Below are 23,744 nucleotides of genomic sequence, written 5' to 3' on the forward strand. Positions count from 1 at the left end.
GCGCCCGGCATCCTTCCGTCGCGATCCGGCTATCCGCCTTAGCTTGCCAGCCCCGCATCGATCAACTCGCGCGCCGCGCTAAAAGCCGCCTGGGCGGCCGCATTCTCGGTGGACCACAGGCTATCGATATGCACGAGTTGCCAGTCGACCACCGTCGAATCCTCGCGCAGCACGCGGAAATGCGCCTTGACGCCGGTCAGTACCTGTTCGACGGCCACCTCGATGTCATAGTCGCCGTAGCGCGCCTCGTAGTCGCCCATGTCGACGCCCTTCGGCTCCATGTTCGTCTCCGTGGTTTCGCTGATCGCGGGCAAATGAACGAAACGAACGCGCGCGACTCACCCGCGACGCGCCGCCTCGCTCTTCACCCCCGCCATGCGGCCGGCCGCCTAGCAGCAGATCAGTTGCAGTCGCCGGAAAGATACTGCCGGCCGTTGCAGTTGATTTCGACCCCACCGCTGCCCGCTTCGGCAACGAGGTCGCATGCCAGCAACTCCGCCGCGACGGACTGCGCGACTTCGGGCGCCGTCTGTCCGACGCCGACGTCGTTCAGACGCCGCAACGCTTCGACCGCTTCGGGACTCAAGGACTTCGACATGGCCGTCTCCGTCGGAATGCTCAATTCATCGTAGCAAGTTTCATCGGCGGATGCAGGCGTGCCGCGTCCGCAGCGGCCCCGGAACACGGTCTGCTACTAGTGAATTGTGCACACAGCCGCGTGTCTACAAACGACGCGCGACATCGAAGGAGAACGACATGAAGCGAGGCAATTGGGCCACTGTAACGGCCACTGCTGCAGCGCTGGCGGCGCTGCTCGCGAGCGGCGTGAACGCCGTCGCGCAGACGGCGTCCAGCGCGCCGCCGGAAAGCCATGCGCCGATGGTCAAACCGCCCGAGGCGGCATCGGGCGCCGGGGGTTCGAGCAACCCGGACAACATGCCGATCAAGCGACCGGCGAAGCCGACCAACGACCACATGTCGCACGAGCCGCCGGCAAGCGGCGCAAACGCGAAGTAGCCGCCGCGCACGCCGCTCGCACTAGCGCAACGTGATCAAAGCCGCGCGATCGACACCTCGGTCGACTTCACAAGCGCGACTACCTCCGAGCCGACTTTCAGTTCGAGTTCGTCGACCGAGCGCGTCGTGATCACCGACGTAACGATGCCGAACGGCGTCTCCACGTCGACTTCGGACACCACCGAGCCGCGGATGATTTCCTTGACCTTGCCTTTGAACTGATTGCGCACGTTGATGGCGGAAATGCTCATTTCAGATGACTCCACAGAAGCGGTTGATAACGGAATGGATCAAATGGGATCGATTTGCTGGAAAGCTCAGACGGCCCAGCGCACCTCGGTCGGCCGCGTCAGACGGCCCGGTTCCGGCAGGCCGTACGGGTCATAGGCCTCGTACGCGCGATGCGCGAGCGTGTCGTCGTTCGGCGCGTTTTTCAGTACGCGTTGCAGCACGTGGTCTTCGAGCGCCGCGAAGCCCGCCGACGCCCGCGCACGCGGCCGCGCAAGCGCGACCGGCTGATCGAGCGCGATGCGGCCGTCCTCGATCAGCAGAATCCGGTCGCCGAGCGCGACGGTTTCGTGCACGTCGTGTGTGACGAGCAGCGCGGTGAAGCGATGCTCACGCCACAGCCGTTCGATCAGCGTGTGCATTTCGATGCGCGTCAACGCATCGAGCGCACCGAGCGGCTCGTCGAGCAGCAGCAATTGCGGACGATGCACGAGCGCCCGCGCGAGCGCGACGCGCTGCCGCTGACCGCCCGAGAGTTGCGCGGGCCAGTCGTTCGCGCGTTCGAGCAGGCCGACTTCGGCGAGCACCGCGCGCGCATCGTCGCGCGCGCCTCGGCCGCGGCCGAGGCCGAGCATCACGTTCTGCAGCACGCTTTTCCACGGCAGCAGACGCGCATCCTGAAACATGATGCGGGTGTCGAGCGGACCGCCATTACCGGCGCGTTTTTCGAGCACGCCTGAGCTGGCTTCTTCGAGACCGGCGACGAGTCGCAGCAACGTCGACTTGCCGCAGCCGCTGCGGCCGACGATCGCGACGAAGCTGCCCCGCTCGATCGACAGATCGAAGCCCGACAGTACCTCGCGCTCGCCATAGCGTTTGCCGACACCGCGCAACTGCACCGCGTAGTCGCTTGCTGGGCGCGCGTCGCTACGGGTCAGTGCGATGACGGGTCGCGAGCCGGCCGCCCCGTCCCGCTCACTCTCCGCGGCCTCGTTGGCGTCGTGATCCGCGAGCCGCGGCTGCGCGAGTTCGGTCTCGAGGTCGCTGCCGGCGATGCCGCCGAACGTCGTCGCTAGCGTCGTTGCGCTCATGCTTTTGCTCCTCGCTGATAGGCCGGATGCCAGCGCAGCGACACGCGCTCGAGGCTCTTCGCAAGCATGTCCGCGAGCTTGCCGAGCGCCGCGTACAGCAGAATGCCGACCACCACCACATCGGTTTGCAGGAATTCGCGCGCGTTCATCGTCATGTAGCCGATGCCCGATTGAGCGGAAATCGTCTCGGCGACGATCAGCGTGACCCACATCAGGCCGAACGCGAAGCGCACGCCGACCAGAATCGACGGCAGCGCGCCCGGCAGGATCACGTGGCGGTACAGCGCGAAACCTTTGACGCCATAACTGCGCGCCATCTCGATCAGGTTCGCATCGACCGAACGGATGCCGTGGAACGTGTTCACATAGACCGGGAAGAACACGCCGAGCGCGACGAGGAACACCTTCGCCTGTTCCTCGATACCGAACCACAGGATCACGAGCGGAATCATCGCCAGCGCGGGAATGTTGCGAATCATCTGCACCGTCGAATCGAGCACGATTTCCACGGGCTTGAACAAACCCGTCGCGAGTCCGAGCACGAGGCCGATGCCGCCGCCGATCGCGAAACCGGACACCGCGCGCCACGTGCTGACCTTCACATCCGCCCACATTTCGCCGGACTGGATCAGCGACCATGCGGCCTTCACGACCGCGAGCGGCTCGGGCAGCACACGTGTCGAGAGCGCGCCGCTGCGCGCGGCGATTTCCCACGCGAGCAGGATCGCGATCGGCGCGAGCCACGGCACCAGATGCGCGCCGAAACGGCGCAACGCGGCAGCGCGGGCGTTGGACGCGGGCTGCGGGGTTGCCCCCGTGGCCGCGCTCAAAGCAGTGTCACTCATGTTGGCTTTTCTCCTTGCCGGTCGATCAGCTCGCGCTCGCCGCCTTCGGCAGATCGCTGGTCCCGACGATTTCGCCGAACGGTCCCGACAGCGGCCCGTTGGCGACCTTGCTCAAGCGTTGCGGCAGCAGCGGAAACACGAGTTCGGCGAACCGGTAGGATTCCTCGAGATGCGGATAGCCGGACAGGATGAACGTCTCGATGCCGAGCGCCGCGTACTCCTTCATACGCGCGGCCACCTGCTCCGGACTACCGACCAGCGCGGTGCCCGCGCCGCCGCGCACGAGCCCGACGCCCGCCCACAGATTCGGATAGACCTCGAGCTGCTCGCGCCCGCCGCGCTTGCCGCCGTGCAGCGCGGCCATGCGGCGCTGCCCTTCGGAATCCATCTTTGCGAACGACGCCTGCGCACGCGCAACCGTGTCGTCGTCGAGCTTGCTGATCAGCTTGTCAGCGGCGGCCCACGCTTCTTCCTCGGTCTCGCGCACGATCACGTGCAGACGGATGCCGAAGCGGATCTGCCGGCCGCGTGCCGCGGCGCGTGCGCGAATGTCCGCGATCTTCTTCGCGACCGCTTCGGGCGGCTCGCCCCACGTCAGATAGGTATCGATGTGCTCGGCCGCGATATCGTGCGCGGCCGCCGACGAGCCGCCGAACCACAGCGGCGGATGCGGGTTCTGCACCGGCGGATACAGCGCCTTGCCGCCCTTCGACTGCAGATGCTCGCCGTCGAAATCGATCGCTTCGTTGCTGTGCGAGGCCGTAAGCAGCTTGCGCCAGATATGCAGGAATTCGTCGGTGATTTCGTAGCGCGTGTCGTGATCGACGAACACGCCGTCGCCGGCCAGTTCGGCCGCGTCGCCGCCCGTCACCACGTTGATCAGCAGCCGCCCGTTCGACAGCCTGTCGAACGTCGCCGCCATGCGTGCGGCGAGTCCCGGCGACGACAGTCCCGGGCGAATCGCGACGAGGAACTTGAGCCGCTGCGTCGCGGGAATCAGGCTCGACGCGACGACCCAGGCGTCCTCGCACGAGCGGCCGGTCGGCAGCAGCACGCCCTCGTAGCCGAGCGTATCGGCGGCGACGGCGATCTGCCGGAAGTAGTCGTAATCGGCTGCGCGTGCGCCTTGGGACGTACCGAGATAGCGGCTGTCGCCGTGAGTCGGAATGAACCAGAACACATTCATGTTGTTGCTCCTGCCTGCTCTTGAAAGAAAACGGTGGGCGCGAGCGCCGGCCGCACGCATCGAGCCGGCAATCGGCAAGGCGCTGCGACGTGTTGAAGGATTGCGAAACGGACGGTGGACTCAGGCCACCGGCAAAAGCGCTGAAAGCCTATGCGCCGGGCGGACGACACCGCGGACACGACCACGCGCGGGCCCTGCTGCAACGAAGATTCGGCATGAGGCTCGACATGGCGACGGTTTTCCTCGACCAACGTGCGCGTGGTGCGCTCGATTCAACGGATGACGGCGACACCGGCGCCGTCTGCATGAGGAAACAGTCTATGGAGCGGTCCGCGGCTTTTGAACGATTTTTTTTAGCTTAGGAATTCCGCTTTCGTGATTAGCCCGGCGCTACCGCATACGGTTGTTGCGCTTTACACACGCGGCCATGGCCGCCGCACCCCGATCGATATAATGGCGCTCGTTTCCAATCACCCGGTACAGGCCTCGCGATTCGCGTCGCCAGTACGTTGCCGGTGCAATGCATGCACAAAATAATTCTGCCGTTCGTCGCCGGTTTTCTGGCTTCTTTGTTCTTCCGCGAATCGACGCTGGCGCTGATGCACGCCGCCGGCATGATCGACCCCACAGGTTTTTCGACCGCGCCGTTTTTGCCGCTCGGCCTGCCTGAATTCATCGCGAACGCAATCTGGAGCTCGTTCTGGGCCGTGCTGATGGCGTGGCTGCTGCGCGTCGCGCCGCATCGGCACGCGCCGTGGGTACCGGCGTTCGTGTTCGGTGGCATCGTGCTGACGGCCGCGAGCGTGTTCGTCGTCGATCCGCTGCGCGGCATCTGGCCGAGCGGCAACATGCTGCCGCGCCTCGCAGTGGGCTTCGCGGCCAATGCGATGTGGGGCTGGGGCGCGCTCGTGTTCATGCGCGCGTTCATGGCGAGCGAGGCTGAGGAATAAGCGCGTAGCGCGTCAGTTCGCGCAACGCGTAGATTCGCGCGGGCGGGTTCGGGAGACGGCGCGCTCAGTGCACGTTCACCCGCGCAGCGCGGCTAGCGGGTGTCCGTCCGCCGGCCACGGACTGTCGAACATCTTCTCCACATCGGCCTGGTCGACGTCCTCGATGCGCGCGAAACGCCAGCGCGGCGCGTTGTCCTTGTCGATGATGCGCGCGCGAATGCCTTCCACCGTATCGCCGAGCAGGAAGCTCGAGCGAGTCAGATCGAGATCGACACGCAGCACATCGGCCATCGACCCTTCCGCGCGCGTGACCACTTCGAGCGAGACCGCCATCGACAGCGGCGAGCGCTCGCGCAGCACCGCGATCGTCCGCTCGGCCCACTCGGCCGAGTCGCCGCCGCGCTCGCGTTCCTGTTCGAGCGACGCGAGTATCCGCGCGACGTCGGGCAGCGCGAAATGCCGGTCGATCAACGGACGCGCCTTCGCGAGCGCACTCTCCTCGGGCTGCGGCGAGACTTGATACGCGAGCGTCTCGCGCTCGACGCATGCAACCACATCCGCGCCGCGCTCGAACTCTTCGCGGCTCAACGTAGCGACGAGCGCGGGCAACGCCGCGTCGTCAATATAGACATCGGCGAGGCCCGCGTACAACGCGTCGGCCGCGCCGAACGTCTCGCCCGTCACCGCAAGATAGCGACCGATCGCGCCGGGCGTGCGCGCGAGAAACCAGCTCGCACCGACGTCCGGAAAAAGGCCGATACGCGTTTCGGGCATCGCCATCTTCGTCGATTGCGTGACGACGCGCAGGCCGCCGGTGCGATGCGCGCCCTGCGAAATGCCCATGCCGCCGCCCATCACGATGCCGTTCATCAACGCGATATACGGTTTCGGGTACACGAAGATCGCATGATTGAGGCGGTATTCCTCGCTGAAGAACGTGTCGCGTGCCTGCTGGTCGCCGCGTTGCGCCGCCTCGTACATGAAGCGGATGTCGCCGCCCGCGCAGAACGCGCGCTCATGCCGGCTGCGCACGACGACGGCCAGCACCTCGGGGTCGTCGCGCCACTGGTCGAGCGCCGCATGGATCGCGCGGATCATGCCGGTCGACAGCGCGTTCAGCGCTTTCGGCCGCTCCAGTTCGATGAAACCGATGCGGTTGGTTACGTGGGTCGCGATTTCGTCGCTAGTGGCGGGCGAGGCGGACGTGGACATGGAGAACTGGGCGCGGCGGCGCGGGTTGACGTGGAACTGAACGTTATCACGTGCCTGCCGCTTTGCGTTTGGTGACGGGCTTGGGGGCCGTGTCCGGCGATTCGGCAGGTTCGGAGTGGCGCCGCGCGACGGTTTTCTTGCCGCGCACTGCGGCGCTCTTCGATGCGCCCGCTGCCACGGGCTGCGGCGCGCCGAGCCATGCGTCGAGCGTGACGCCGACGAGCGTCTCGAGCGGCGCACTCGGAAACACCGGACACGTGAGATTCAACGCGACGATGCCATGCAAACTCGCCCACAACGCTTCGGCCCACACGGCCGACTCCATCGATGCAACCGACGCCGACAGACGCCCCGCTGCTCGCAACTCGTCGAGCGCGTCGATCATGATGCGCAGCGCAGCGTCGCCGGGGTCGTCGTCGGCGTTGCCTCGGGACGCGGTTGAACCACCGGTCCCGCCGTTCGCGCTTGCATCTTCCGCGTTGCCGCCGTCTTTGCCAGCAGCCGCCGCGCCACCGAGCGCCGCGCCCGTATAGCTCGGATCCTCCATGAAAATCAGCCGGTACGTTTCCGGATGCTCGACGCCGAACGCGACGTACGCGCGCCCGAGCGCCTTCAGCCGTTCGGCGGGATCTGCGATGTGCACGAGCGGCACGAAGCTCGCGAGCAACTGCGCGTAGCCCTCCTCGCACAAGGCCCGCGCGATGTCGTCGCGACTCGCGAAATGCAGATACAACGTGGCGGGCGAATATTCGATTGCGTCGGCGATCTTGCGCATCGACAGCGCGGCAAAGCCTTCGCGCACGACGATGCGCCGCGCGGCATCGAGGATGCGTTCGCGCAGCGCCTGTTTCTGGCGGTGTTTTCGTTCAGCGATTCCCATGATCCGCAATTTACAGGTTGACAAACTGAAAAGTCAATTTAAACTGAACACCGTTTACTGAACGACGTTCAGTAAATTTTCGTCAGTCAACGAAGTAGCCACGAGCGCACGCGACGAGGTCGCGCCGCCATCTGAAGGAGTCGTCATGCAAGCCACGGGAAAGGTCGGTTTATTCGGTGCCGCGGGCGCGGCGGGTCAAAGCATTGCCGCGGCGCTTGGTGCGGCGGGCCGCGATTATCGGGTGGTCGGCCGTTCACGCGAGGTATTGCAACGGACCTTCGGTGACGACCCGCACGCGGAGATCGTCACCTGGAACCCCGACGACCCCGCCTCGATCCGCGCCGCTGCCGCCGGTCTGCAGACCGTGATCTACCTCGTCGGCGTGCCCTACGACCAGTTCGCGCAGCACCCGCCGTTGATGGAGAAGACGCTGGCTGGCGTGACGGCCGCCGGCGTCGAGCGCTTCATTCTGATCGGCACCGTCTATCCGTATGGCCGCGCGCGCGGCAATCCGATTCGCGAAGATCATCCGCGCGAGCCGCATACGTTCAAGGGCCGCATGCGGCTCGAACAGGAAAAGCTCGTGCTGGCCGCGCATGGCCAGAAAGGTCTCGAAACGCTGGTATTGCGGCTGCCCGATTTCTACGGACCGGGGGTTGAGCGTAGCCTGTTGCACGGTGTCTTCGTTGGCGCCGCTACCGGTAAGCGCGCGCAGGTGCTCGGTCCCATCGACGTATCGCACGAATTCATCTTTCTGCCGGATGTCGGTCCCGTGGTCGAACGACTCACGCGCACGCCCGAGGCTTACGGCCGCTGGTGGCATCTCGGGGGCGCCGGCACGATCACGCAGCGGGAAGTGGCACGCGAGGCGTACGCGCTCGCGGGCCGCGAGCCGAAGCTGATGGTGGCCGGTAAGGGCATGCTGCGCGTGCTCGGGTTATTCAATCCGCTGATGCGCGAACTGGTCGAGATGAACTATCTGTTGACCGAGCCTGTCGTGCTCGATGATTCGGCGCTGGCCACGTTGATAGGGCCGCTCAACAAAACTTCGTATCAGGAAGGGATCAGGCGGTGCTTCGAAGCGGCGCGCGAGGCAGTGCCGGTGCACGGAGTGAATTAGCGGCAACGCGTTGGCGATGCGTTGGCGGAAGGACAGTTCCGCTCAGCCTGCCATCTGCCCGGGCGGAAAATGACCACTCTTGAGTAGTACGGGTGTGCCGTTGCTGATCTGCAAATGCTCGCGCGCAACGGCCTCGATGCGCGGCCGGCCCGCATCGAACGCACGCAGCCAGCCGTCGAGGTCCTCGCTGTAAGCGCCGAAATGATCCTCGAGCGCTTCCACCGAGATCGCGCACGGCACCGGCTCACCGTCTACCAGCGCGGAAAACACGACGGTCAGGTTGGAGTCGCGGTAAGCAGGCGCGTCTTCGGGAAAACGGATTTCCATGGTCGCCTCGTCAAAAGGTGGCGGCGGGAACGTAGCACGCGAGGAAGGCCGCTATGCGCCGCCGATCCTCGCGGGTCCCGCTATGGTACTCGCGCCGCCGGATCACGGTCCAGCGTGCGCGGGCGCCTGATTCAGGGCATCGCGCGCTACGGTGGCGAGTGCTTCGGCCGGCCCTTCGCGCGGCAATCGCCGACACGCTCACTGCCCATCCAGCAAGCGGTCGACGTACTCGCGGGCCGCCCGTTCGACGAACGCGAACGCCTCTTCTTCGCTGCTGAAGCGTTGCCGGTCGCCGAGTTCGAGCAACGTTTCCATCCGATGCGGATCGTCCGGGCCGGCTTCGGCGAGGCTCACCGAGCCGACGTAAGTACCATCCGCTTTGGCGTGCGCTTCGCCCGACGCGCCCGACGTGCTGCCCCCTGGCACGAGGCGCGCGGCGGCGCTGATGTAATAGCCGCGATAAGGGCCACTGACCCGTTCAGCCATCTTCGTCCTCCTGTTGCGGTTGCGGAGCTGGCGCCAGTCGCGACGGCGCCGCCTTGATGCTTCAGCATGCGGCGCGCCGCTGCACTGGAGGTGTGCGGGCGGCCCGCCCCATTACGATAAGGCGCGTTGCAGCGCGATAAGTTCTGCCCGCGAGCCGCACTCGCCCCGTACCGGAGTCGCGCTGCACGTCAGCCACGCGCGCCGGTCGAACGGTGCAGATCGGCATGCTCCATGCTGTCGAAAAGTACCTATGACGACGCCATTTCGAGGCCAGCGAGCGCAATATGGGAAAATATTTTCTGCAGAATCACGAACTGCCCGAGCCGGATGCGGCGAACCGCTGGTTTGAGTACGCCGAAAGTCATGGCATCGACATCCCCAGAGCGATCAGCATCTGGGAAGACGCGGCCACCGAAGAAGGCGCGGAAGCCCGGCGGCTTGTCAGCGCGGCGGGCATCACCGTCGAAACGACCTGAGCCTCGGCGCGCGCCCCCGCGTTGCACACCGACCGCCTCCAACCCCGCAGCAACCTCAATCTGAATGAAAGGACACAACACGATGCAATTCACGACGCAACCGCGGCGCGCCGGCCGATTCCACCGCCTCCGATCCAGCGCCGCGCTTGCCCTCGTGCGTCGCGCGTCGCTGTCGGCCGCATTGCCCGCCGCGCTGCTGCTCGCCGCGGGACTGGGCGGCTGCGCGTCGTCGAACACGACCACGCTGATCAATCTGCCGAACGGCCAGACCGGCTTCGCGGTCAACTGCAGCGGCGCCAACGCCGGCTCGAGCTGGGCCTCGTGCTACGTGCAAGCGGGTAAGGCCTGCGGCGCGACCGGCTACGACATCGTGTCGAAAGACAACGACGAAGGCGGCACCGCTGGAGGCAGCGTCACGAACGTGGCGTCGGCGAATGTGAAAGGCCGCTCGATGATCGTGCGCTGCAAATAGGCCGATTAAGTTCCGTGCGGCGAGCGTGCCGACTTGCGCGGGCGCTCAATGCGCCTGCATCTTCGAGAAGAGATTCAACACCGCGACGCCAGCGACGATCAATCCCAGCCCGATGATCGCCGGCACGTCGGGGACCTGCCGGTACAGCACCAGCGCGACCAGCGTGATCAGCACGATCCCGGCACCGGACCAGATCGCATAGACGATGCCGACCGGAATGCTCCTGAGCGTCAGCGACAGGCAATAAAACGCGATGCCGTAGCCGAGCACGACGACTATCGACGGCAGCAGGCGCGAGAAACCGTCAGAGGCCCGCATCGCGGAGGTCGCGATGACTTCGGCGACGATCGCGATCGCGAGCAGCGCATACGGGGGTACGCGCATCGCGTCAGCTTTTCGCGAGCGCGAGCTTGCCGTAATCGTGACCCAGATGCGCGCACAGCGCTTCGACCACCAGTTCATGATCGGCGCGCTGCGGCAGACCGGACACCGTGATCGAACCGATCACGCCCGCGCCTTCCACCGTCAGCGGGAACGCGCCGCCGTGCGACGCGTACTCGGTGGCCGGCAGACCGTGCTTGTCGACGAGCGTCGCGCCCGCGAGCTGCATTTTCAGACCGATCGCATACGAGCTACGGCGAAATTGCGCGACGGTGTTGCCCTTGCGGCGCACCCAGTCGACGTTGTCGGGTGTCGCGCCGTCGAGCAGGCTGAAGAACAGCGGCTGGCCGAACGTGCGCACGTCGATCGCGGCGCCAATGCCGCGCGCTTTCGCGACCTCATGCAGATACGCGCCGACTTGCCACGCACGATCGGCATCGAAACGGGGAAATACGAGGGTCTTTTCCTGAAGGGCGATGACCTGCAGATCGTGAGCGATATCCATGGAGTTCAGAACCGGTCGGAGAATCGGAGTCGATGAGGTCGCCGTCGTGAAGATCCGGCGAGCCTCGTGAAGAATCTGAATTCTAGCGCAGCGTCTGCGCGCGGCTTTCCAGAGCCTTTCCGATAGGTGCCGTAGCGGTGGCGGCGCGAAGCTCAATGAAGCCAATCCTTACATGGCTATTGCGCTGGCTGTCTGGCTGGTCTATAATCTTTTCTTCGACGGACGCGGGGTGGAGCAGTCTGGCAGCTCGTCGGGCTCATAACCCGAAGGTCGTAGGTTCAAATCCTACCCCCGCAACCAGAACGAAATCATTGAAGGGTTACAACGCATTGGCGTGTAACCCTTTTTTGTTTTTGTAGCCATGAGCTGTCGATTCTCTTGACCGTCAAGCCTCAGTCCAACCTCAGGCGAAAAAAAAAGCGCGTCAACTGAATGGCGCGCCAAACTACGAGGCAATGTACAAGAGAGAAAAGATGAGATGACTGTGACGGACGCGGGAGCCTCCATCGCAACCATCACGACCGATGCTATCAGCGCATCCGAAAATCGACTGTCAAGCAACGTCAGACGCGGCGGCGCTCGCCGCATCGAACCTCCCATCGCGCAGTCCCTGCCGGCGCCTCAGTAATCGCCCGGCCGGGTGATAAACTCCTATCACCCTTTCTCGTTCCCTTTCCAATGAAATTCTGTTCTGTCTGCGGCCACGGCGTCAGCCTGAGCATTCCGCCGGGCGACAATCGCGAGCGCTTCGTATGCGGCAGTTGCGGCACCGTGCATTATCAGAATCCGCGTAACGTGGTCGGCACCGTTCCCGTGTGGGACGACAAGGTGCTGCTGTGCCGCCGCGCGATCGAGCCGCGCTACGGTTACTGGACGCTGCCCGCCGGCTTCATGGAAATGGGAGAAACGACGGCCGAAGCCGCCTCGCGCGAAACGCTCGAGGAAGCCGGCGCGCGCGTCGAGGTGCAGAACCTGTTTTCGCTGCTGAACGTGCCGCACGTGCATCAGGTGCATCTGTTCTACATGGCGCGTCTGCTCGATCTCGACATCGCCGCCGGCGAGGAAAGCCTCGAAGTGAAGCTGTTCGAGGAGCACGAGATTCCGTGGGACGAGATCGCGTTTCCAACCGTCGGCCAGACGCTGCGCTTTTTTTTCGCCGACCGCGCGGCCGGCAGTTTCGGCCTGCATACCGGCGACATCTTCCGCTCCCTGCGCGAAGGTTGAGCGGCGCGCATGGTTCCCTGGCTCGGAGCTGACGATCCGTTTCCGCCCGTCGAGCGCGCACTCGGCGCCGCGAGCGGCGCGCCCGGTCTGCTCGCGGCAAGCGGCGATCTGCTGCCGTCGCGCCTGATCGACGCTTATCGGCGCGGCATTTTCCCGTGGTATTCGGACGGCCAGCCGGTGTTGTGGTGGAGCCCCGATCCGCGCATGATCCTGCGCCCCGTCGAATTCAAGCTGTCGCCGTCGCTGCGTAAGACGCTCAAGCGGATGTTGCGCGACGACGCGTGGGAAATCCGCGTCGATCAGGATTTCGCCGCCGTGATGCGCGCCTGCGCGCAGGCGCCGCGCCGCGGCCAGCGTGGCACGTGGATCACCGCCGACGTCGTCGAAGCCTATTCGTCGCTGCATCGCCTCGGCGACGCGCACAGCATCGAAACCTGGTTCGAGGGTAAGCGTGTAGCGGGCTTGTACGGCGTGTCGCTCGGCCGGATGTTCTTCGGCGAATCGATGTATACCGACGTCACCGACGGCTCGAAAATGGCGCTGGCCGCGCTGGTCGGCCACTTGCGACGTCACGAAATAGAAATGATAGACTGCCAGCAGAACACGTCGCATCTGGCGTCGCTCGGCGGCCGCGAGATAGCGCGCAAGGCGTTCGTCGCGCATGTTCGCGCGTCTGTCGGCGCACCGGCCATCCCTTGGCGCTTCGACAAGACCGCCCTGCTCGAAATCCTCGCGCGCGCGGCGTAGGAAAAATCAGGCCGAATCCGGGTCCGCCGCCCATCGAATCGCGGCATCAACCGCCAGGCGCGCCGGGTTTGCATTACCAGAGACGCTTCGAGAGCTGCCAACGTGACTCATCCCAACGAGCTGCCTCTTTCGCCGCTTTCCGCGCTGCAATTTTATGCAACGGCGCCCTATCCCTGCAGTTACCTGGACGGCCGCATCGCGCGCTCGCAGGTCGCCACACCCAGTCACCTGATCAATTCGGACGTCTACACGGATCTCGTCAAGGCCGGCTTCCGGCGCTCGGGCGTGTTCACCTACCGTCCGTATTGCGACGGCTGCCGCGCGTGCGTGCCGGTGCGCGTGCCGGTCGAGCGTTTTCAGCCGAACCGCACGCAGCGGCGTGTATGGAGAAAGCACGGCGACCTGATCGCGACCGTCGCACCGCTGCATTACGACGAGGAGCATTACGCGCTGTATATGCGCTACCAGTCGGCGCGCCACGCGGGCGGCGGCATGGATCGCGACAGCCGCGACCAGTACGAGCAGTTCCTGCTGCAAAGCCGGATCAACTCGCGGCTCGTCGAGTTTCGCGAGCCGGCGCCGCTGCGGCCCGATGGACGGCCTGATCCGCGCCCCGATGCCCAAGGCGCGCTGCGCATGATCAGCATGATCGATATCCTCGGCGACGGCTTGTCGTCGGTATACACGTTCTTCGAGCCGAGCCAGCCGCATGCGAGCTTCGGCACCTACAACATCTTCTGGCAGATCGAGCAGGCGCGCAGCCTGAACCTGCCGTATGTGTATCTCGGCTACTGGATTCGCGAGAGCCCGAAGATGGCGTACAAGGCGAATTTCCGCCCGCTCGAAGGCTTGATCGACGGCGAGTGGCGCGTGCTCGATCCGGACAGCATCGACCTTCCGCCGGTCGATCTGCCGATGCATGGGCGACGCGGACCGCTCAGGCCGTAGCCAAAGCGCCGTCCGTCGAGTCGTCGCCAGGTCCTGCTCGCCGCCAGCAACGCCCTACCAGTCTCATCGAAGCCCAAAGCCGGTAAAATAGCGGGTTCCCATTTTCCGGCCGTCCGGCTTCATCTCGTGTTCAGTTCCCTTTATCCGCTCGTTCGCGCCCAACTCTTTCGCATGGACGCGGAAGACGCTCACCATCTGACTTTGCGCATGCTCGGCGCCGCCGGCCGCACCGGCCTCGCGGGCGCGCTCGCCTCGCGCGTACCGGATTCGCCGCGCACCGTGATGGGCCTCACGTTCCGCAACCCGGTCGGACTCGCGGCGGGCCTCGACAAGGACGGCGCGTGCATCGACGGTCTGGCGGCGCTCGGCTTCGGCTTCATCGAAGTGGGCACCGTGACGCCGCGCGCGCAGCCGGGCAATCCGCGCCCGCGCATGTTCCGGCTGCCGCAGGCGAACGCGGTGATCAACCGGATGGGCTTCAACAACGCCGGCGTCGACCAGTTCGTGAAGAACGTCCAGGCCGCGCGCTATCGCGGCATCCTCGGTCTGAACATCGGCAAGAACGCCGACACGCCCATCGAGCGCGCCGCTGAAGACTACCTGTACTGCCTCGAGCGCGTGTACCCGTTCGCGAGCTACGTGACGGTCAACATCTCGTCGCCGAATACGAAGAACCTGCGCCAGCTGCAAGGCGCCGACGAGCTCGACGCGCTGCTCGCCGCGCTGAAGGACAAGCAGCAACGGCTCGCCGACATGCACGGCAAGCTCGTGCCGCTCGCGCTCAAGATCGCCCCGGACCTTGACGACGAGCAGATCAAGTCGATCGCCGACACCCTGCTGCGCCACCAATTCGAAGGCGTAATCGCGACCAACACGACGCTGTCGCGCGCTGCCGTCACCGGCATGCCCCATGCTGACGAAGCCGGCGGCCTGTCGGGCAAGCCGGTGTTCGATGCGTCGAACGAGGTGATCCGCAAGCTGCGCGCCGAAGTCGGCGAGGCGGTGCCGATCATCGGCGTCGGCGGGATCTTCTCGGGGGAAGACGCACGCGCGAAGCTCGCGGCCGGCGCGTCACTGGTGCAGCTTTATACTGGTTTCATCTACCGCGGTCCGGCGCTCGTCGCCGAATGCGCGCAGGCGCTGCGCTAAGTATCCGCACCGGCGGCATATAGACATAAACAAACGGTATTTAGATGGCGATAGTCTCGTTTGCTATGCTCTCGACCGTCAAAACGTCAGACGTACAAAGGAACACGATGAAATTTGGCCTGCTCAAGAAACTCCTCGCCACCGCGCTGATCGGCGCGTCGTTGACCGCCGTCGCCGCGCACGCGGAAGACCTGCTCGACCAGGTCAAGCAGCGCGGCACGCTGCGCGTCGGTCTCGAAGGCACCTTCCCGCCGTTCAATTCGAAAGCGCCGTCGGGCGAGCTGGTCGGCTATGACGTCGACATCGCCAAAGCCGTCGCGGCCAAGCTCGGCGTGAAGCCGGTGTTCGTCACGACCGAATGGAGCGGCATCATCGCCGGTCTGCAGGCGGGCAAGTTCGATGTGATCGTCAACCAGGTCGGCATCACCGACGCGCGCAAGCAGACCCTCGACTTCTCGCCGGCCTACACGTACTCGGCCGCGCAGCTGATCCAGCGCAAGGACGACGCGCGCCAGTTCACGTCGCTCGAAGACCTGAAGGGCAAGAAGCTCGGCGTCGGTCTCGGCACCAACTACATGGACATGGCGAAGTCGGTACCCGGCATCGACGTGAAGACCTATCCGGGCGCACCCGAATACCTGCGCGATCTGGCCGCCGGCCGGCTCGACGCGGCGTTGAACGACCGGCTGATGCTCGCGTACCTGCTGAAGAACTCGAACCTGCCGCTGCGCACCGGCGCTAATGTCGGCACCGGCAACCCGTCGGGCATTCCGTTCAAAAAGGGTAACCCGAAGTTCGCGCAGGCGATCGACGAAGCGATGACCCAGCTCGAAGCGGACGGCACCTTCACGAAGATCTCGGACAAGTGGTTCGGCATCGACGTCAGCAAGCCGATCAAGTAACAACCGCGTAGTCAAACGAAGGGCGGCATCGATCACGATGCCGCCCTTCGCGTTTTTGCGGCCCGTGTGGGGCCTTGGACCCGAACCACGCGTCGCGTATACCCCAAGCCGCATTGCGCGACCCGCGCCTGAACGCGCGCCAAAGTTTATGATGTGCGCTTTGTGCGTCAATAAGAACACTACCCATGTCCATCACATCCCTGCTGCTCCAATCGCTGCCGGTACTCGCACAAGGCGCCTTGCTGACGATCAAGTTCGCGCTCCTGTCGATGATCTTCGGCCTGATCGGCGGCGCCGTGCTCGCACTGATGGGGATCAGCCACAGCCGGCCGCTGAACTGGATCGCACGCGTCTATGTGAGCGTGATGCGCGGCACGCCGCTACTGGTGCAGATCTTCGTGATTTACTACGGCCTGCCGAGCTTCGGCATTTCGCTCGAACCGACGCCGGCCGGCGTGATCGCGCTGTCGGCGAACGTCGCAGCCTATCTGTCCGAGAGCATGCGCGGCGCGATTCTGGGCATCCACCAGGGCCAGTGGCTCGCGTCGTATAGCCTTGGGCTGTCGCGGCGCCAGACGCTGCGCTACGTGATCGCGCCGCAGGCGCTGCGCATCGCGGTGCCGAGTCTGTCGAACAGCCTGATCAGCCTGGTCAAGGACACCTCGCTCGTGTCCGTGATCACGGTGACCGAGTTGCTGCGCAGCGCGCAGGAAATGATCGCGTCGACCTATCAGCCGCTGCCGCTTTATCTGGCCGCTGCGGCCGTGTACTGGGTGCTGTGCCAGGTGCTCGAGTGGGCGCAGCGCTGGTACGAGCGGCGGCTGTCGCTGCCGACGCGGCACTGAGCGCCGCGCACACCCTTTCTTCGCCGTGGCGGCTCATTCGCCAGCGAACTTGAGCCCCAACGCCGCGCGCGCCGCGTCGGCCATCGCGATCATCTGTCGCGACTTGTCGTGCGGCATCAGCGGACTCTCCAGCACACCCGCGCGGATCAGCTCGCAAAAGTGCGCGGTCTCGTAGTTCAAACCACCGCCTTCGAACGGCTCGTCGAGTTCGACGACGCGGCCGTCCGCGTAACGGATGGTCGCGCGCGACGGGTTCCACCACGGCTCGTGCAGCGTCACGTGACCGCCTTTGGCCATCAGCAGCGCATCGCCCTTGCCATGCAGATCGAGCCCGCAGAAGAGCTGCGCGATGCCGCCGCGCTCGTGCTGGCTGTTCAGACTCGCGAACGTATCGACGCCGGTCGTGCCGAGCCGGCCGAAGGTCTGCACGTCGCGCGGCGCGCCGAGCCAGTCCACTGCGAGAAACATCTCGTAGATGCCGATATCGAGCAGCGCGCCGCCCGCGTGCTCGAACGACAGCGACGGATGATCGGCCGGCACGCCAGGCACCGAGCAGCCCGCGCGCACAAGGCCGACCTCGCCGATCGGATCGGCCGCGAGGTGCTCGCGCAACCTTCTGTAGAGCGGATAGAACGGCGGCTTCATCGCTTCCATGAAGAGCCGTTGCGAAGCGCGCGCGGTCTCGAGCACGCGCTCGAGCTGGGCACGATTGATACACGCGGGTTTCTCGCACAGCACGTGCAGCCCGGCTTGCAACGCGGCGATCGCATAGTCGGCGTGGCTGTCCTGCAGCGTCGCGATATAGAGCGCGTCGATGCCGCTCGCGAGCAGCGTATCGAAACTGTCGTAGACGGTACCGCCGAATTCATCGGCGAACGCCTGGGCCGGTTCCGCGCGACGCGACCACAGCGCGGCGAGCCGCGCCCGCGGCACGAAGGCGAGACCTTGCGCGAAGCGGCGCGCAATCCGGCCGGTGCCGACGATCCCCCAACGGATCTCACGTGATGAAGTGGTGTCTTGCGCTGCCCGATCGGTCGGTTGGGCGGTGGCTGCCTGCGGTGCCGCTGTCGTGTCTGTCATCGTGTGTGCAAGGGTCCATGCGGTTCAGAACAGCCGCTATTGTCGCCGATGCCGTTTGAGAATGCGGCGTCCGCGACCAATACGAACCATGCGGCATCACCGCCGCGCACCGACCTTCCACACCCGCGCCGCCGCTGTCACGGCCAGGCACTCACGCATCCAGGCTCACACCGAGGCTCAAACCCGCGCCGGCGGCTCCGCGGAAAACCGGCCGCCGACTTCCTCGGCCGAGTAATCGATCATCGCGAGCGAGGCGAGCTCGGCCTCCTTCGGATCGCGCCGCTCGATCGCTTCGACGACACGCTGATGCGACGCGATCGCGCCCTCCCACTCCCCGCTCCGGTCGTGCACGATCGGGGTAACGGTCGACAGCGCGCCGCGAATGATCGCCGCCATCTGCTTGAAGAACTGGTTGCCGCTCGCGATCACGATACGCGTATGGAACAGTTCGTCGGCTTCCTGATAGCCGGGCTCGCCCGGACGGATCACGCGAAACGCCTCGAAGGCCTCCCGAATCGCCGCGACGTCCGCGGCACTGCCGCGCGCGGCCGCCTGCGCCGAAGCGCGCGGTTCGATCAGGATGCGAAACTCGATCACGTCACGCAGAAACATCGGATCGGGCTTCGCGCGAAAACGCCAGTTGACGACGTCCTCGTCGATCATGCGCCAGTCGCTCATCGGCCGGATGCGCGTGCCGATCTTCGGGCGCACGTCGAGCATGTCGCGCGCGAGCAGCATCGATAGCGCCTCGCGCATCACGGTGCGGCTCACGTCGAATTCCTTCGACAGCACATCCTGCGGCGGCAAAATCGCGCCGTACTTTTCCTCGACGATGCCGCTGACGAGCCCGTCCATTACTTTGCTCACCAGCGAGCGATCCTTGTTTGCGTGTTCCATGACATATCCCCGAAGCGGTGTTGACCCCGCGTGGCCTGTTAATGAAGGGCCCGTACGTATCTGTTATGCAAATAGGATCGTTTTCCGATACGTTGCTAGCTTCGAAACGGTTGCGCCAGTTGGGACACTTCCTGACAGGGTTATCCCTCTGAAGATTTGTTTCGTTCGTGTAACGCAATCTGTTCCGCCAGGCTCAAAGCTCGCTCGTCAAAGCGTGCCTGCGTTACTGGGTTTAATTAGTGCGCATTCGCACGTTGGCGCGATGAAATTGTCTGATTTGCACGGACGTGGTCCGGCGATTGCGTGTTACGGCGAACAAACATGCGGGGGCAAGCCGATCAGGCCGAGTCTTCGTTCGACGCGCTCGCCGCCACCGACGCATAGCGGCCGCCAAAGAACAGCAGCGGCGCGTGCTCGTCGAGCGAGAACACCAGCACCTCGCCGACGAACAGCGTATGGTCGCCGCACGGATGGCGGTCCACCACGCGCGCCGCGAAGCGCGCGGCCGCGTGCTCGAGCAGCACGACGCCGGCAAGGCCATCGACCGCCGCGAAGCGCGGAGCGCAAGTGGGCGCGAAGCGGCTTTGAGCCTCGCCCGCGAAATGGCGGCTGTGCGACTCCTGCGCCTCCGACAGCACGCTGACGCCGAACAGCTCGGCATCCATCAGCCGTGCATGCATGCGCGCACGATGCCCGACCGACACGACGATCAGCGGCGGCTTCAGCGACCCCGACATGAACGCGTTGGCGGTCATCGCGTGAAGGCTGTCGCCGCTGCCGGTCGAGATCACCACCACGCCGGTTGCGAAGCGCCCGAGCGCGTGACGAAAGCGCCGCTCGTCGAATGACGGCGACCGCGCTTCATCGGCTGGCTTATCGGTTTGAGCTGCATTGACGCGCATGGGCGCTCCCCTGCTCGCGGCCGTGCCGCTCGTGGAAGCGCACGATGTCGTCTTCGCCAAGATAGCCGCCCGAATGCACTTCGATGATTTCCAGCGGCGTCTTGCCGGGATTTTCGAGCCCATGCGTGACACCGAGCGGAATGAACGTCGACTGATTCTCCGACAGCGCGAAGCGCTCGATGCCGCGCGTGACGAGCGCGGTACCGCGCACCACGACCCAGTGCTCGGCGTGATCATGATGCCTCTGCAGCGGCAGCCGCCCGCCCGGCTTCACGACGAAGCGCTTCACCTGAAAGCGCTCTCCGTGTTCGAGCGAATCGTAAAAACCCCACGGCCGCGCGACCTTGCGATACCCGTCGGCCTCGCCGGCTTGCTGCGTCTTCAGCTGTGCGACGATCGCCTTCACGTCCTCTACATGATCCTTCGCGGCGAGCAGCACGGCGTCGGCGGTCTCGACCACCACCACGCCGCTCACGCCGACACACGCGATTAGCCGGCCGTCCGAATGCGCGAAGCGGTCGCGCGAACCGTCGAACATCACGCGGCCGTGCGCAACGTTGCCATCGCTGTCCTTGTTCGACGCATCCCACACCGGGTCCGCCGCGCCGACGTCCGGCCAGCCCGCGCCGAGCGGTACCGTCACGCCGACAAGACGCGCGTCGGTACCGATGCGCTCCATCACCGCATGGTCGACCGAGTCGGACGGACACGCGGCGAACGCGTCGTGCGCGAGATGGAGCGCACCGGCATCGTCGATGCTCGCGCCCGCGAATGCGTCCTTGCAGGCCGCCGCGATCAGCGGACGGCACAAGCCGATCGCGTCGAGCCACACCGACGCGCGCACCACGAACATGCCGCTGTTCCACCAGTACTCGCCCGCTGCGAAGTAGCGCTCGGCCAGCTCGGCATCGGGCTTCTCGACGAAGCGCTCGATCGTCCGCGCGCCCCGGTTGCCGAGGGGCGCGTCGGTGCGGATGTAGCTATAGCCGATCGCCGCGCGCTGCGGCGGCACCCCGAACGCGACGATCGCGCCGCGCGAAGCATGCGCGAGCGCCTCGTTGAGCGCCGCGCCGAATGCAGCGTGATCGGCGCTCGGATGATCGGCGGGCAGCGCGACCAGGATCGGATCGTCGCCAGCCACGGCCGACGCGCGCGCGGCGAGCGCCGCGACCGTCAGCGCCGGCGCAGTGTTGCGCGCCATCGGTTCGAGCAGCAAGCGCGCAGGCTTGCGGTACGGCTCGACTCGCTCTAGCGTCGGCAGCCGCAGATCCTCGCGGCAGACCACCAGCGGCGCGGCGCACGGCGTGGTACGGGCCGCGTCGTGCGCGGCCGAGTCGAATGCATCGCCGAGCCAACGCAGCGTCGCTTCGAGCCGCGAGCGGTCGTCCATCGGACCGGCCAGCTGCCTCGAATTGCGTTCGCGCGACGGCGGCCACGGCCTCCTACCGGAGCCGCCCACGAGAATCACCGGCTGCGCGGTCAGCTCGTGAAGCGCGGCGGCGGATCGGGCCCGCGGCGCGAGCGGATTACCTGGCTCTACTATTCGGTTCATTTGCGATCCTCTCGAATCCAACTCCTGTTCACCGGCCGTTATCACGCCAGCAAGTGCCTCGTGGTCGCAATCGTTTCTGGTCGTACGCGCGTGCCCCCTCTGTGCGCGCGTGCTCCCTATGCTTCTCCGAACGGACGCAACGCCCCCGCGCCGCGATGCTCATCGTGTTCCGGCTGCTGCCTGTGCAGCTCGCCGTCGAGCGCGGCGCTGTCGGGCTGACGCAGCTTCGTGAAACCGCCGCGATAGACGTTCTCGACGTAGGACATGATGTTTTCCTGCGCCACCGACGACAGGATCGCGTGATCGGTGTGCTTGCAGAAGGCCACGTGAATGCGCGTGAAACGCGCGAGCCGCGTGCCGCGAGCACCGAAGTAGCGCTCGAGTTCCTCGACGCCTTCGTCGAGCACACCGAACACCAGGTGCGTGTCGACGCCCCGCGCATCGAGGTTGGCGAACATATGCCGCTCGTCCCGAGCGCCGAGTTCGAGGCCGCATAGCCGCTCGATCCGGTCGGCCAGCGTTTCGCCGGTCTTCGCGAGCTGCCGTACCACCAGCTCGCGCACGAGGCCCCAGCCCCCCGTCTCGCCCTTGAGCACGCGCAGCCATTTGCCCGGCTGCTTCATCGAGCGCATGTAGTTGCGCGTCGATCCGAACGCGGAGACGGGAATCATCGGCTTGCCGTGTTCATCGCAGACGTTATGCCATCTGAACTTCTGCACGTTGACGATCACCGCGCCCACCACCGCGGGTTCGCGCGTCGCTGCATGCAGGCCGGTGTAGGCGCCCGAGCAGATACCGACCGGCACCGCGCCCGCATGACCGCGCGCGACGAGCCAGCGCGATGCGCACGCAGCGTCGGCGGCGCCCGCTTGCGAGTACAGCGCGTCGAGGCTCAGCGTGTCGCACGACGGCATGCTGTCGCCGACACCGCCGACGTCGATGCGCAGCGAAGCGATCCCCTGGCGGGCAAGCCGCCGCGCGAAATGTACGCCGAAACGCCCGTTGCCGATTCGCGACACCGCGCCGGTATTGAGCAGCAGCACCGCCGGCGCGTGCGCCGCCGCGGCGCCGTCGGGCCGGCAGTAGATGCCGAACACCTTGCCGTCGTTCAGCCATACCGGCGTCTCGTGCAGCGTCGGCGCGACATAATGGCCGCCCGCCGGCTCTTCGCCTCGCTCGGGCACGCGCGCCACCGCCTGGCTTGTTCGCGTGCTGCCCGCGAGCAGCCAGTTCTCGATGGTCTCGAACGCGGCGTGCGGTATTTCGCTTTCGAGCGGCTCCATCATGAAGCGGCTGTATTCGTCGAACGGGTGACGTTCGAGCTCCACGCCATGTTCGCTGTAATGCGCGGCGAGCGCACCGGTGCGCACGGGGTTCAGTGAATCGAGCAGCAGCACGCGCGCGGCCGGCCGGCTCGTCGCGCGATACAGATCCGCCGTGTGCAGGCTTTCCAGCGTATCGCGGTACATGCGAAAGCCATACGCTTCAATGAACTCGTCGGTATCGGGTTCGACCACGCAATCCATCGCCGCCGGATCGTTCAGCCACTGCCGGTAATGCGCGCGCAATTCACGCTGGTAATTCTTGCCCGACAGCACCGGCGACATCAGCACGAGACCGTGCACGTCGCCGAGTTCCTGCGCGGCAAGCGCGGCCAGCATGCCGCCAAGACGCAGACCGCACAAGCTGACCCGCTCGACGCCGGTCGCCGCGCGCAGCTGCGCGACCGCCTGTTTGACGCTGTCGATCCACGCGCGCCACAGGCCGGCGTCGGTCGGATCGCCGGCCGAATCGCCGGTCGCCGGGTAATCGAAGCGCAGCACCGGCATGCCGCGGGCGGCGAGGCGCTCGGCGAGCCGGCGCATGCCGCGATAAGTGCACAGCGTGTCATAGCCAAACGGGGAACACATCACAACGCCATCCGGGCCGTGGGCTGAATGCAACCAGCCGAAGTTGCCGTCGAAGACGATGGGTCTCACAGTCCGCTCCTTACGTTTTCTTTCTTTTGATGTGATTACAACAAAGGTGCTGTCGCCCATATGTGCGTCCTGCCACATTGGTTTGGGCTCCGAATCGAGCAGGGCTCGCGTGTGTCGATGAGCAGGCTGTGCAGTGCAGCATGCCCCGCGCATGGACCGAAGCGCGGCTGATCGCGTCGTTCATGCGCTGTATTGAATGCCGGCGGCCAGGTTGCGCGTGCCGCGAGCATCAGGTGATGGAGAAGGTGCGCCGCGCTCGGACACGCGACACCAAGGCTCGTGGCCAATCACCACGCTACCCTATGACCATTGCCATTTAACTCCCCCCGATCGCGGCCATCTG

At 65.6% G+C, this 23,744-nt stretch carries 29 protein-coding genes and 1 tRNA gene; 13 read left to right on the forward strand and 17 right to left on the reverse strand.

The window, feature by feature from the left end:
* Nucleotides 1-38: 38 nt before the first annotated feature.
* Together QFZ94_RS22075 and QFZ94_RS22080 are read right to left on the reverse strand one after the other, a co-directional pair.
* Nucleotides 39-281 carry a DUF6566 family protein gene (locus QFZ94_RS22075; protein WP_410851964.1) on the reverse strand — a complete coding sequence of 81 codons (243 nt, stop codon included), beginning with the start codon at nt 279-281 and terminating at the stop codon, nt 39-41.
* A gap of 119 nt (nt 282-400) precedes the next feature.
* Nucleotides 401-598, reverse strand: a complete 198-nt coding sequence (locus tag QFZ94_RS22080; RefSeq protein WP_013089281.1) for a hypothetical protein — start codon at nt 596-598, stop codon at nt 401-403.
* A gap of 158 nt (nt 599-756) precedes the next feature.
* Here QFZ94_RS22080 and QFZ94_RS22085 point away from each other — a divergent pair, with 158 nt between their 5' ends.
* Nucleotides 757-1,017, forward strand: a complete 261-nt coding sequence (locus QFZ94_RS22085; RefSeq protein ID WP_368582829.1) for a hypothetical protein — start codon at nt 757-759, stop codon at nt 1,015-1,017.
* Nucleotides 1,018-1,052: 35 nt separating this feature from the next.
* Here QFZ94_RS22085 and QFZ94_RS22090 read toward each other — a convergent pair whose 3' ends face one another.
* The 4 genes from QFZ94_RS22090 to ssuD form a co-directional block, all read right to left on the reverse strand.
* Nucleotides 1,053-1,268: a TOBE domain-containing protein gene (locus tag QFZ94_RS22090; protein ID WP_008922916.1), complete on the reverse strand. Its 216-nt coding sequence runs from the start codon at nt 1,266-1,268 to the stop codon at nt 1,053-1,055.
* A 66-nt stretch (nt 1,269-1,334) separates the two neighbouring features.
* Entirely contained in the window at nt 1,335-2,336 is a 1,002-nt protein-coding gene (locus QFZ94_RS22095; protein ID WP_429459476.1) for an ATP-binding cassette domain-containing protein, read from the reverse strand.
* Nucleotides 2,333-3,181, reverse strand: coding sequence for an aliphatic sulfonate ABC transporter permease SsuC (gene ssuC / locus QFZ94_RS22100; RefSeq protein WP_429459478.1), 849 nt, complete (start codon nt 3,179-3,181; stop codon nt 2,333-2,335). The genes QFZ94_RS22095 and ssuC overlap by 4 nt, the downstream gene beginning before the upstream one ends.
* Nucleotides 3,182-3,206: 25 nt before the next feature.
* A complete protein-coding gene (gene ssuD, locus QFZ94_RS22105) occupies nt 3,207-4,367 on the reverse strand; it encodes an FMNH2-dependent alkanesulfonate monooxygenase (RefSeq protein ID WP_429459480.1) in 1,161 nt (386 codons plus the stop codon).
* A 20-nt stretch (nt 4,368-4,387) separates the two neighbouring features.
* Here ssuD and QFZ94_RS22110 point away from each other — a divergent pair, with 20 nt between their 5' ends.
* Nucleotides 4,388-4,729 (forward strand): hypothetical protein, encoded by a 342-nt coding sequence (locus QFZ94_RS22110; RefSeq protein WP_429459482.1) that lies wholly within the window; start codon nt 4,388-4,390, stop codon nt 4,727-4,729.
* A gap of 162 nt (nt 4,730-4,891) precedes the next feature.
* Nucleotides 4,892-5,317 (forward strand): hypothetical protein, encoded by a 426-nt coding sequence (locus tag QFZ94_RS22115; RefSeq protein WP_368582824.1) that lies wholly within the window; start codon nt 4,892-4,894, stop codon nt 5,315-5,317.
* 75 nt (nt 5,318-5,392) lie between these two features.
* Here the strand turns inward: QFZ94_RS22115 and QFZ94_RS22120 are convergent, their stop codons facing one another.
* Nucleotides 5,393-6,529 carry an enoyl-CoA hydratase/isomerase family protein gene (locus tag QFZ94_RS22120; protein WP_429459485.1) on the reverse strand — a complete coding sequence of 379 codons (1,137 nt, stop codon included), beginning with the start codon at nt 6,527-6,529 and terminating at the stop codon, nt 5,393-5,395.
* 46 nt (nt 6,530-6,575) lie between these two features.
* The gene (locus tag QFZ94_RS22125; protein WP_429459487.1) at nt 6,576-7,409 is read right to left on the reverse strand and encodes a TetR/AcrR family transcriptional regulator; all 834 of its coding nucleotides are present in this window, start codon (nt 7,407-7,409) and stop codon (nt 6,576-6,578) included.
* 145 nt (nt 7,410-7,554) lie between these two features.
* Here QFZ94_RS22125 and QFZ94_RS22130 point away from each other — a divergent pair, with 145 nt between their 5' ends.
* A complete protein-coding gene (locus tag QFZ94_RS22130; protein WP_429459489.1) occupies nt 7,555-8,529 on the forward strand; it encodes an NAD-dependent epimerase/dehydratase family protein in 975 nt (324 codons plus the stop codon).
* A gap of 42 nt (nt 8,530-8,571) precedes the next feature.
* Here the strand turns inward: QFZ94_RS22130 and QFZ94_RS22135 are convergent, their stop codons facing one another.
* Complete coding sequence (locus QFZ94_RS22135) at nt 8,572-8,856, reverse strand: DUF1488 domain-containing protein (RefSeq protein WP_013089272.1); 285 nt, start codon at nt 8,854-8,856, stop codon at nt 8,572-8,574.
* 198 nt (nt 8,857-9,054) lie between these two features.
* A complete protein-coding gene (locus tag QFZ94_RS22140; protein ID WP_429459491.1) occupies nt 9,055-9,342 on the reverse strand; it encodes a hypothetical protein in 288 nt (95 codons plus the stop codon).
* 284 nt (nt 9,343-9,626) lie between these two features.
* Between QFZ94_RS22140 and QFZ94_RS22145 the strand changes: the two genes are divergently transcribed.
* Together QFZ94_RS22145 and QFZ94_RS22150 are read left to right on the forward strand one after the other, a co-directional pair.
* The gene (locus tag QFZ94_RS22145) at nt 9,627-9,818 is read left to right on the forward strand and encodes a hypothetical protein (protein WP_429459493.1); all 192 of its coding nucleotides are present in this window, start codon (nt 9,627-9,629) and stop codon (nt 9,816-9,818) included.
* Nucleotides 9,819-9,900: 82 nt separating this feature from the next.
* Complete coding sequence (locus tag QFZ94_RS22150) at nt 9,901-10,290, forward strand: hypothetical protein (protein WP_368582816.1); 390 nt, start codon at nt 9,901-9,903, stop codon at nt 10,288-10,290.
* Between the two features lie 45 nt (nt 10,291-10,335).
* On the opposite strand, the gene QFZ94_RS22155 is transcribed toward QFZ94_RS22150, so the two are convergent.
* Both QFZ94_RS22155 and QFZ94_RS22160 read right to left on the reverse strand, forming a co-directional pair.
* Nucleotides 10,336-10,674, reverse strand: a complete 339-nt coding sequence (locus QFZ94_RS22155; protein ID WP_368582815.1) for a DMT family transporter — start codon at nt 10,672-10,674, stop codon at nt 10,336-10,338.
* A gap of 4 nt (nt 10,675-10,678) precedes the next feature.
* Nucleotides 10,679-11,176, reverse strand: coding sequence for a heme-degrading domain-containing protein (locus QFZ94_RS22160; RefSeq protein ID WP_429459496.1), 498 nt, complete (start codon nt 11,174-11,176; stop codon nt 10,679-10,681).
* A gap of 223 nt (nt 11,177-11,399) precedes the next feature.
* Between QFZ94_RS22160 and QFZ94_RS22165 the strand changes: the two genes are divergently transcribed.
* The 7 genes from QFZ94_RS22165 (at nt 11,400) to QFZ94_RS22195 (ending at nt 16,991) form a co-directional block, all read left to right on the forward strand.
* A tRNA-Met gene (locus tag QFZ94_RS22165) sits at nt 11,400-11,476 on the forward strand.
* A 378-nt stretch (nt 11,477-11,854) separates the two neighbouring features.
* Nucleotides 11,855-12,400 (forward strand): NUDIX hydrolase, encoded by a 546-nt coding sequence (locus QFZ94_RS22170; protein ID WP_074284429.1) that lies wholly within the window; start codon nt 11,855-11,857, stop codon nt 12,398-12,400.
* A 9-nt stretch (nt 12,401-12,409) separates the two neighbouring features.
* Nucleotides 12,410-13,147 (forward strand): leucyl/phenylalanyl-tRNA--protein transferase, encoded by a 738-nt coding sequence (aat, locus tag QFZ94_RS22175; RefSeq protein WP_368582813.1) that lies wholly within the window; start codon nt 12,410-12,412, stop codon nt 13,145-13,147.
* A gap of 102 nt (nt 13,148-13,249) precedes the next feature.
* The gene (locus QFZ94_RS22180) at nt 13,250-14,095 is read left to right on the forward strand and encodes an arginyltransferase (RefSeq protein WP_429459499.1); all 846 of its coding nucleotides are present in this window, start codon (nt 13,250-13,252) and stop codon (nt 14,093-14,095) included.
* 126 nt (nt 14,096-14,221) lie between these two features.
* The gene (locus QFZ94_RS22185) at nt 14,222-15,244 is read left to right on the forward strand and encodes a quinone-dependent dihydroorotate dehydrogenase (protein ID WP_368582811.1); all 1,023 of its coding nucleotides are present in this window, start codon (nt 14,222-14,224) and stop codon (nt 15,242-15,244) included.
* Nucleotides 15,245-15,351: 107 nt separating this feature from the next.
* Nucleotides 15,352-16,146: a cystine ABC transporter substrate-binding protein gene (locus QFZ94_RS22190; RefSeq protein WP_429459501.1), complete on the forward strand. Its 795-nt coding sequence runs from the start codon at nt 15,352-15,354 to the stop codon at nt 16,144-16,146.
* 185 nt (nt 16,147-16,331) lie between these two features.
* Nucleotides 16,332-16,991 (forward strand): amino acid ABC transporter permease, encoded by a 660-nt coding sequence (locus QFZ94_RS22195; RefSeq protein WP_368582809.1) that lies wholly within the window; start codon nt 16,332-16,334, stop codon nt 16,989-16,991.
* Nucleotides 16,992-17,024: 33 nt separating this feature from the next.
* Here the strand turns inward: QFZ94_RS22195 and QFZ94_RS22200 are convergent, their stop codons facing one another.
* From QFZ94_RS22200 to QFZ94_RS22220, 5 genes are all read right to left on the reverse strand, one after another.
* Entirely contained in the window at nt 17,025-18,071 is a 1,047-nt protein-coding gene (locus QFZ94_RS22200) for a Gfo/Idh/MocA family protein (protein WP_429459503.1), read from the reverse strand.
* 177 nt (nt 18,072-18,248) lie between these two features.
* Nucleotides 18,249-18,968: a FadR/GntR family transcriptional regulator gene (locus QFZ94_RS22205; RefSeq protein WP_368582808.1), complete on the reverse strand. Its 720-nt coding sequence runs from the start codon at nt 18,966-18,968 to the stop codon at nt 18,249-18,251.
* A gap of 338 nt (nt 18,969-19,306) precedes the next feature.
* Nucleotides 19,307-19,870 (reverse strand): flavin reductase family protein, encoded by a 564-nt coding sequence (locus tag QFZ94_RS22210; protein WP_368582807.1) that lies wholly within the window; start codon nt 19,868-19,870, stop codon nt 19,307-19,309.
* Nucleotides 19,842-21,422, reverse strand: coding sequence for a mannose-1-phosphate guanylyltransferase/mannose-6-phosphate isomerase (locus tag QFZ94_RS22215; RefSeq protein ID WP_429459506.1), 1,581 nt, complete (start codon nt 21,420-21,422; stop codon nt 19,842-19,844). Before QFZ94_RS22215 ends, QFZ94_RS22210 begins: the two co-directional genes overlap by 29 nt.
* 116 nt (nt 21,423-21,538) lie before the next feature.
* A complete protein-coding gene (locus QFZ94_RS22220) occupies nt 21,539-23,401 on the reverse strand; it encodes an alpha/beta fold hydrolase (protein ID WP_410851978.1) in 1,863 nt (620 codons plus the stop codon).
* Between the last annotated feature and the right edge of the window lie 343 nt (nt 23,402-23,744).

It is taken from the genome of Paraburkholderia sp. JPY465 (genome assembly GCF_050436725.1).
GTDB lineage: Bacteria > Pseudomonadota > Gammaproteobacteria > Burkholderiales > Burkholderiaceae > Paraburkholderia > Paraburkholderia youngii.

Bases quoted from the DNA above. Each gene is read 5' to 3' on its own strand.
- QFZ94_RS22140 (WP_429459491.1), bottom strand. From the start codon at position 9,342: ATGGCTGAACGGGTCAGTGGCCCTTATCGCGGCTATTACATCAGCGCC.
- QFZ94_RS22130 (WP_429459489.1), top strand. From the start codon at position 7,555: ATGCAAGCCACGGGAAAGGTCGGTTTATTCGGTGCCGCGGGCGCGGCG.
- QFZ94_RS22210 (WP_368582807.1), bottom strand. From the start codon at position 19,870: ATGCGCGTCAATGCAGCTCAAACCGATAAGCCAGCCGATGAAGCGCGG.
- QFZ94_RS22145 (WP_429459493.1), top strand. From the start codon at position 9,627: ATGGGAAAATATTTTCTGCAGAATCACGAACTGCCCGAGCCGGATGCG.
- QFZ94_RS22135 (WP_013089272.1), bottom strand. From the start codon at position 8,856: ATGGAAATCCGTTTTCCCGAAGACGCGCCTGCTTACCGCGACTCCAAC.
- QFZ94_RS22085 (WP_368582829.1), top strand. From the start codon at position 757: ATGAAGCGAGGCAATTGGGCCACTGTAACGGCCACTGCTGCAGCGCTG.
- QFZ94_RS22120 (WP_429459485.1), bottom strand. From the start codon at position 6,529: ATGTCCACGTCCGCCTCGCCCGCCACTAGCGACGAAATCGCGACCCAC.
- QFZ94_RS22115 (WP_368582824.1), top strand. From the start codon at position 4,892: ATGCACAAAATAATTCTGCCGTTCGTCGCCGGTTTTCTGGCTTCTTTG.
- QFZ94_RS22215 (WP_429459506.1), bottom strand. From the start codon at position 21,422: ATGAACCGAATAGTAGAGCCAGGTAATCCGCTCGCGCCGCGGGCCCGA.
- ssuC (WP_429459478.1), bottom strand. From the start codon at position 3,181: ATGAGTGACACTGCTTTGAGCGCGGCCACGGGGGCAACCCCGCAGCCC.
- QFZ94_RS22190 (WP_429459501.1), top strand. From the start codon at position 15,352: ATGAAATTTGGCCTGCTCAAGAAACTCCTCGCCACCGCGCTGATCGGC.
- aat (WP_368582813.1), top strand. From the start codon at position 12,410: ATGGTTCCCTGGCTCGGAGCTGACGATCCGTTTCCGCCCGTCGAGCGC.
- QFZ94_RS22195 (WP_368582809.1), top strand. From the start codon at position 16,332: ATGTCCATCACATCCCTGCTGCTCCAATCGCTGCCGGTACTCGCACAA.
- QFZ94_RS22170 (WP_074284429.1), top strand. From the start codon at position 11,855: ATGAAATTCTGTTCTGTCTGCGGCCACGGCGTCAGCCTGAGCATTCCG.
- QFZ94_RS22080 (WP_013089281.1), bottom strand. From the start codon at position 598: ATGTCGAAGTCCTTGAGTCCCGAAGCGGTCGAAGCGTTGCGGCGTCTG.
- QFZ94_RS22205 (WP_368582808.1), bottom strand. From the start codon at position 18,968: ATGGAACACGCAAACAAGGATCGCTCGCTGGTGAGCAAAGTAATGGAC.
- QFZ94_RS22125 (WP_429459487.1), bottom strand. From the start codon at position 7,409: ATGGGAATCGCTGAACGAAAACACCGCCAGAAACAGGCGCTGCGCGAA.
- QFZ94_RS22200 (WP_429459503.1), bottom strand. From the start codon at position 18,071: ATGACAGACACGACAGCGGCACCGCAGGCAGCCACCGCCCAACCGACC.
- QFZ94_RS22090 (WP_008922916.1), bottom strand. From the start codon at position 1,268: ATGAGCATTTCCGCCATCAACGTGCGCAATCAGTTCAAAGGCAAGGTC.
- QFZ94_RS22095 (WP_429459476.1), bottom strand. From the start codon at position 2,336: ATGAGCGCAACGACGCTAGCGACGACGTTCGGCGGCATCGCCGGCAGC.
- QFZ94_RS22155 (WP_368582815.1), bottom strand. From the start codon at position 10,674: ATGCGCGTACCCCCGTATGCGCTGCTCGCGATCGCGATCGTCGCCGAA.
- QFZ94_RS22160 (WP_429459496.1), bottom strand. From the start codon at position 11,176: ATGGATATCGCTCACGATCTGCAGGTCATCGCCCTTCAGGAAAAGACC.
- QFZ94_RS22150 (WP_368582816.1), top strand. From the start codon at position 9,901: ATGCAATTCACGACGCAACCGCGGCGCGCCGGCCGATTCCACCGCCTC.
- QFZ94_RS22075 (WP_410851964.1), bottom strand. From the start codon at position 281: ATGGAGCCGAAGGGCGTCGACATGGGCGACTACGAGGCGCGCTACGGC.
- ssuD (WP_429459480.1), bottom strand. From the start codon at position 4,367: ATGAATGTGTTCTGGTTCATTCCGACTCACGGCGACAGCCGCTATCTC.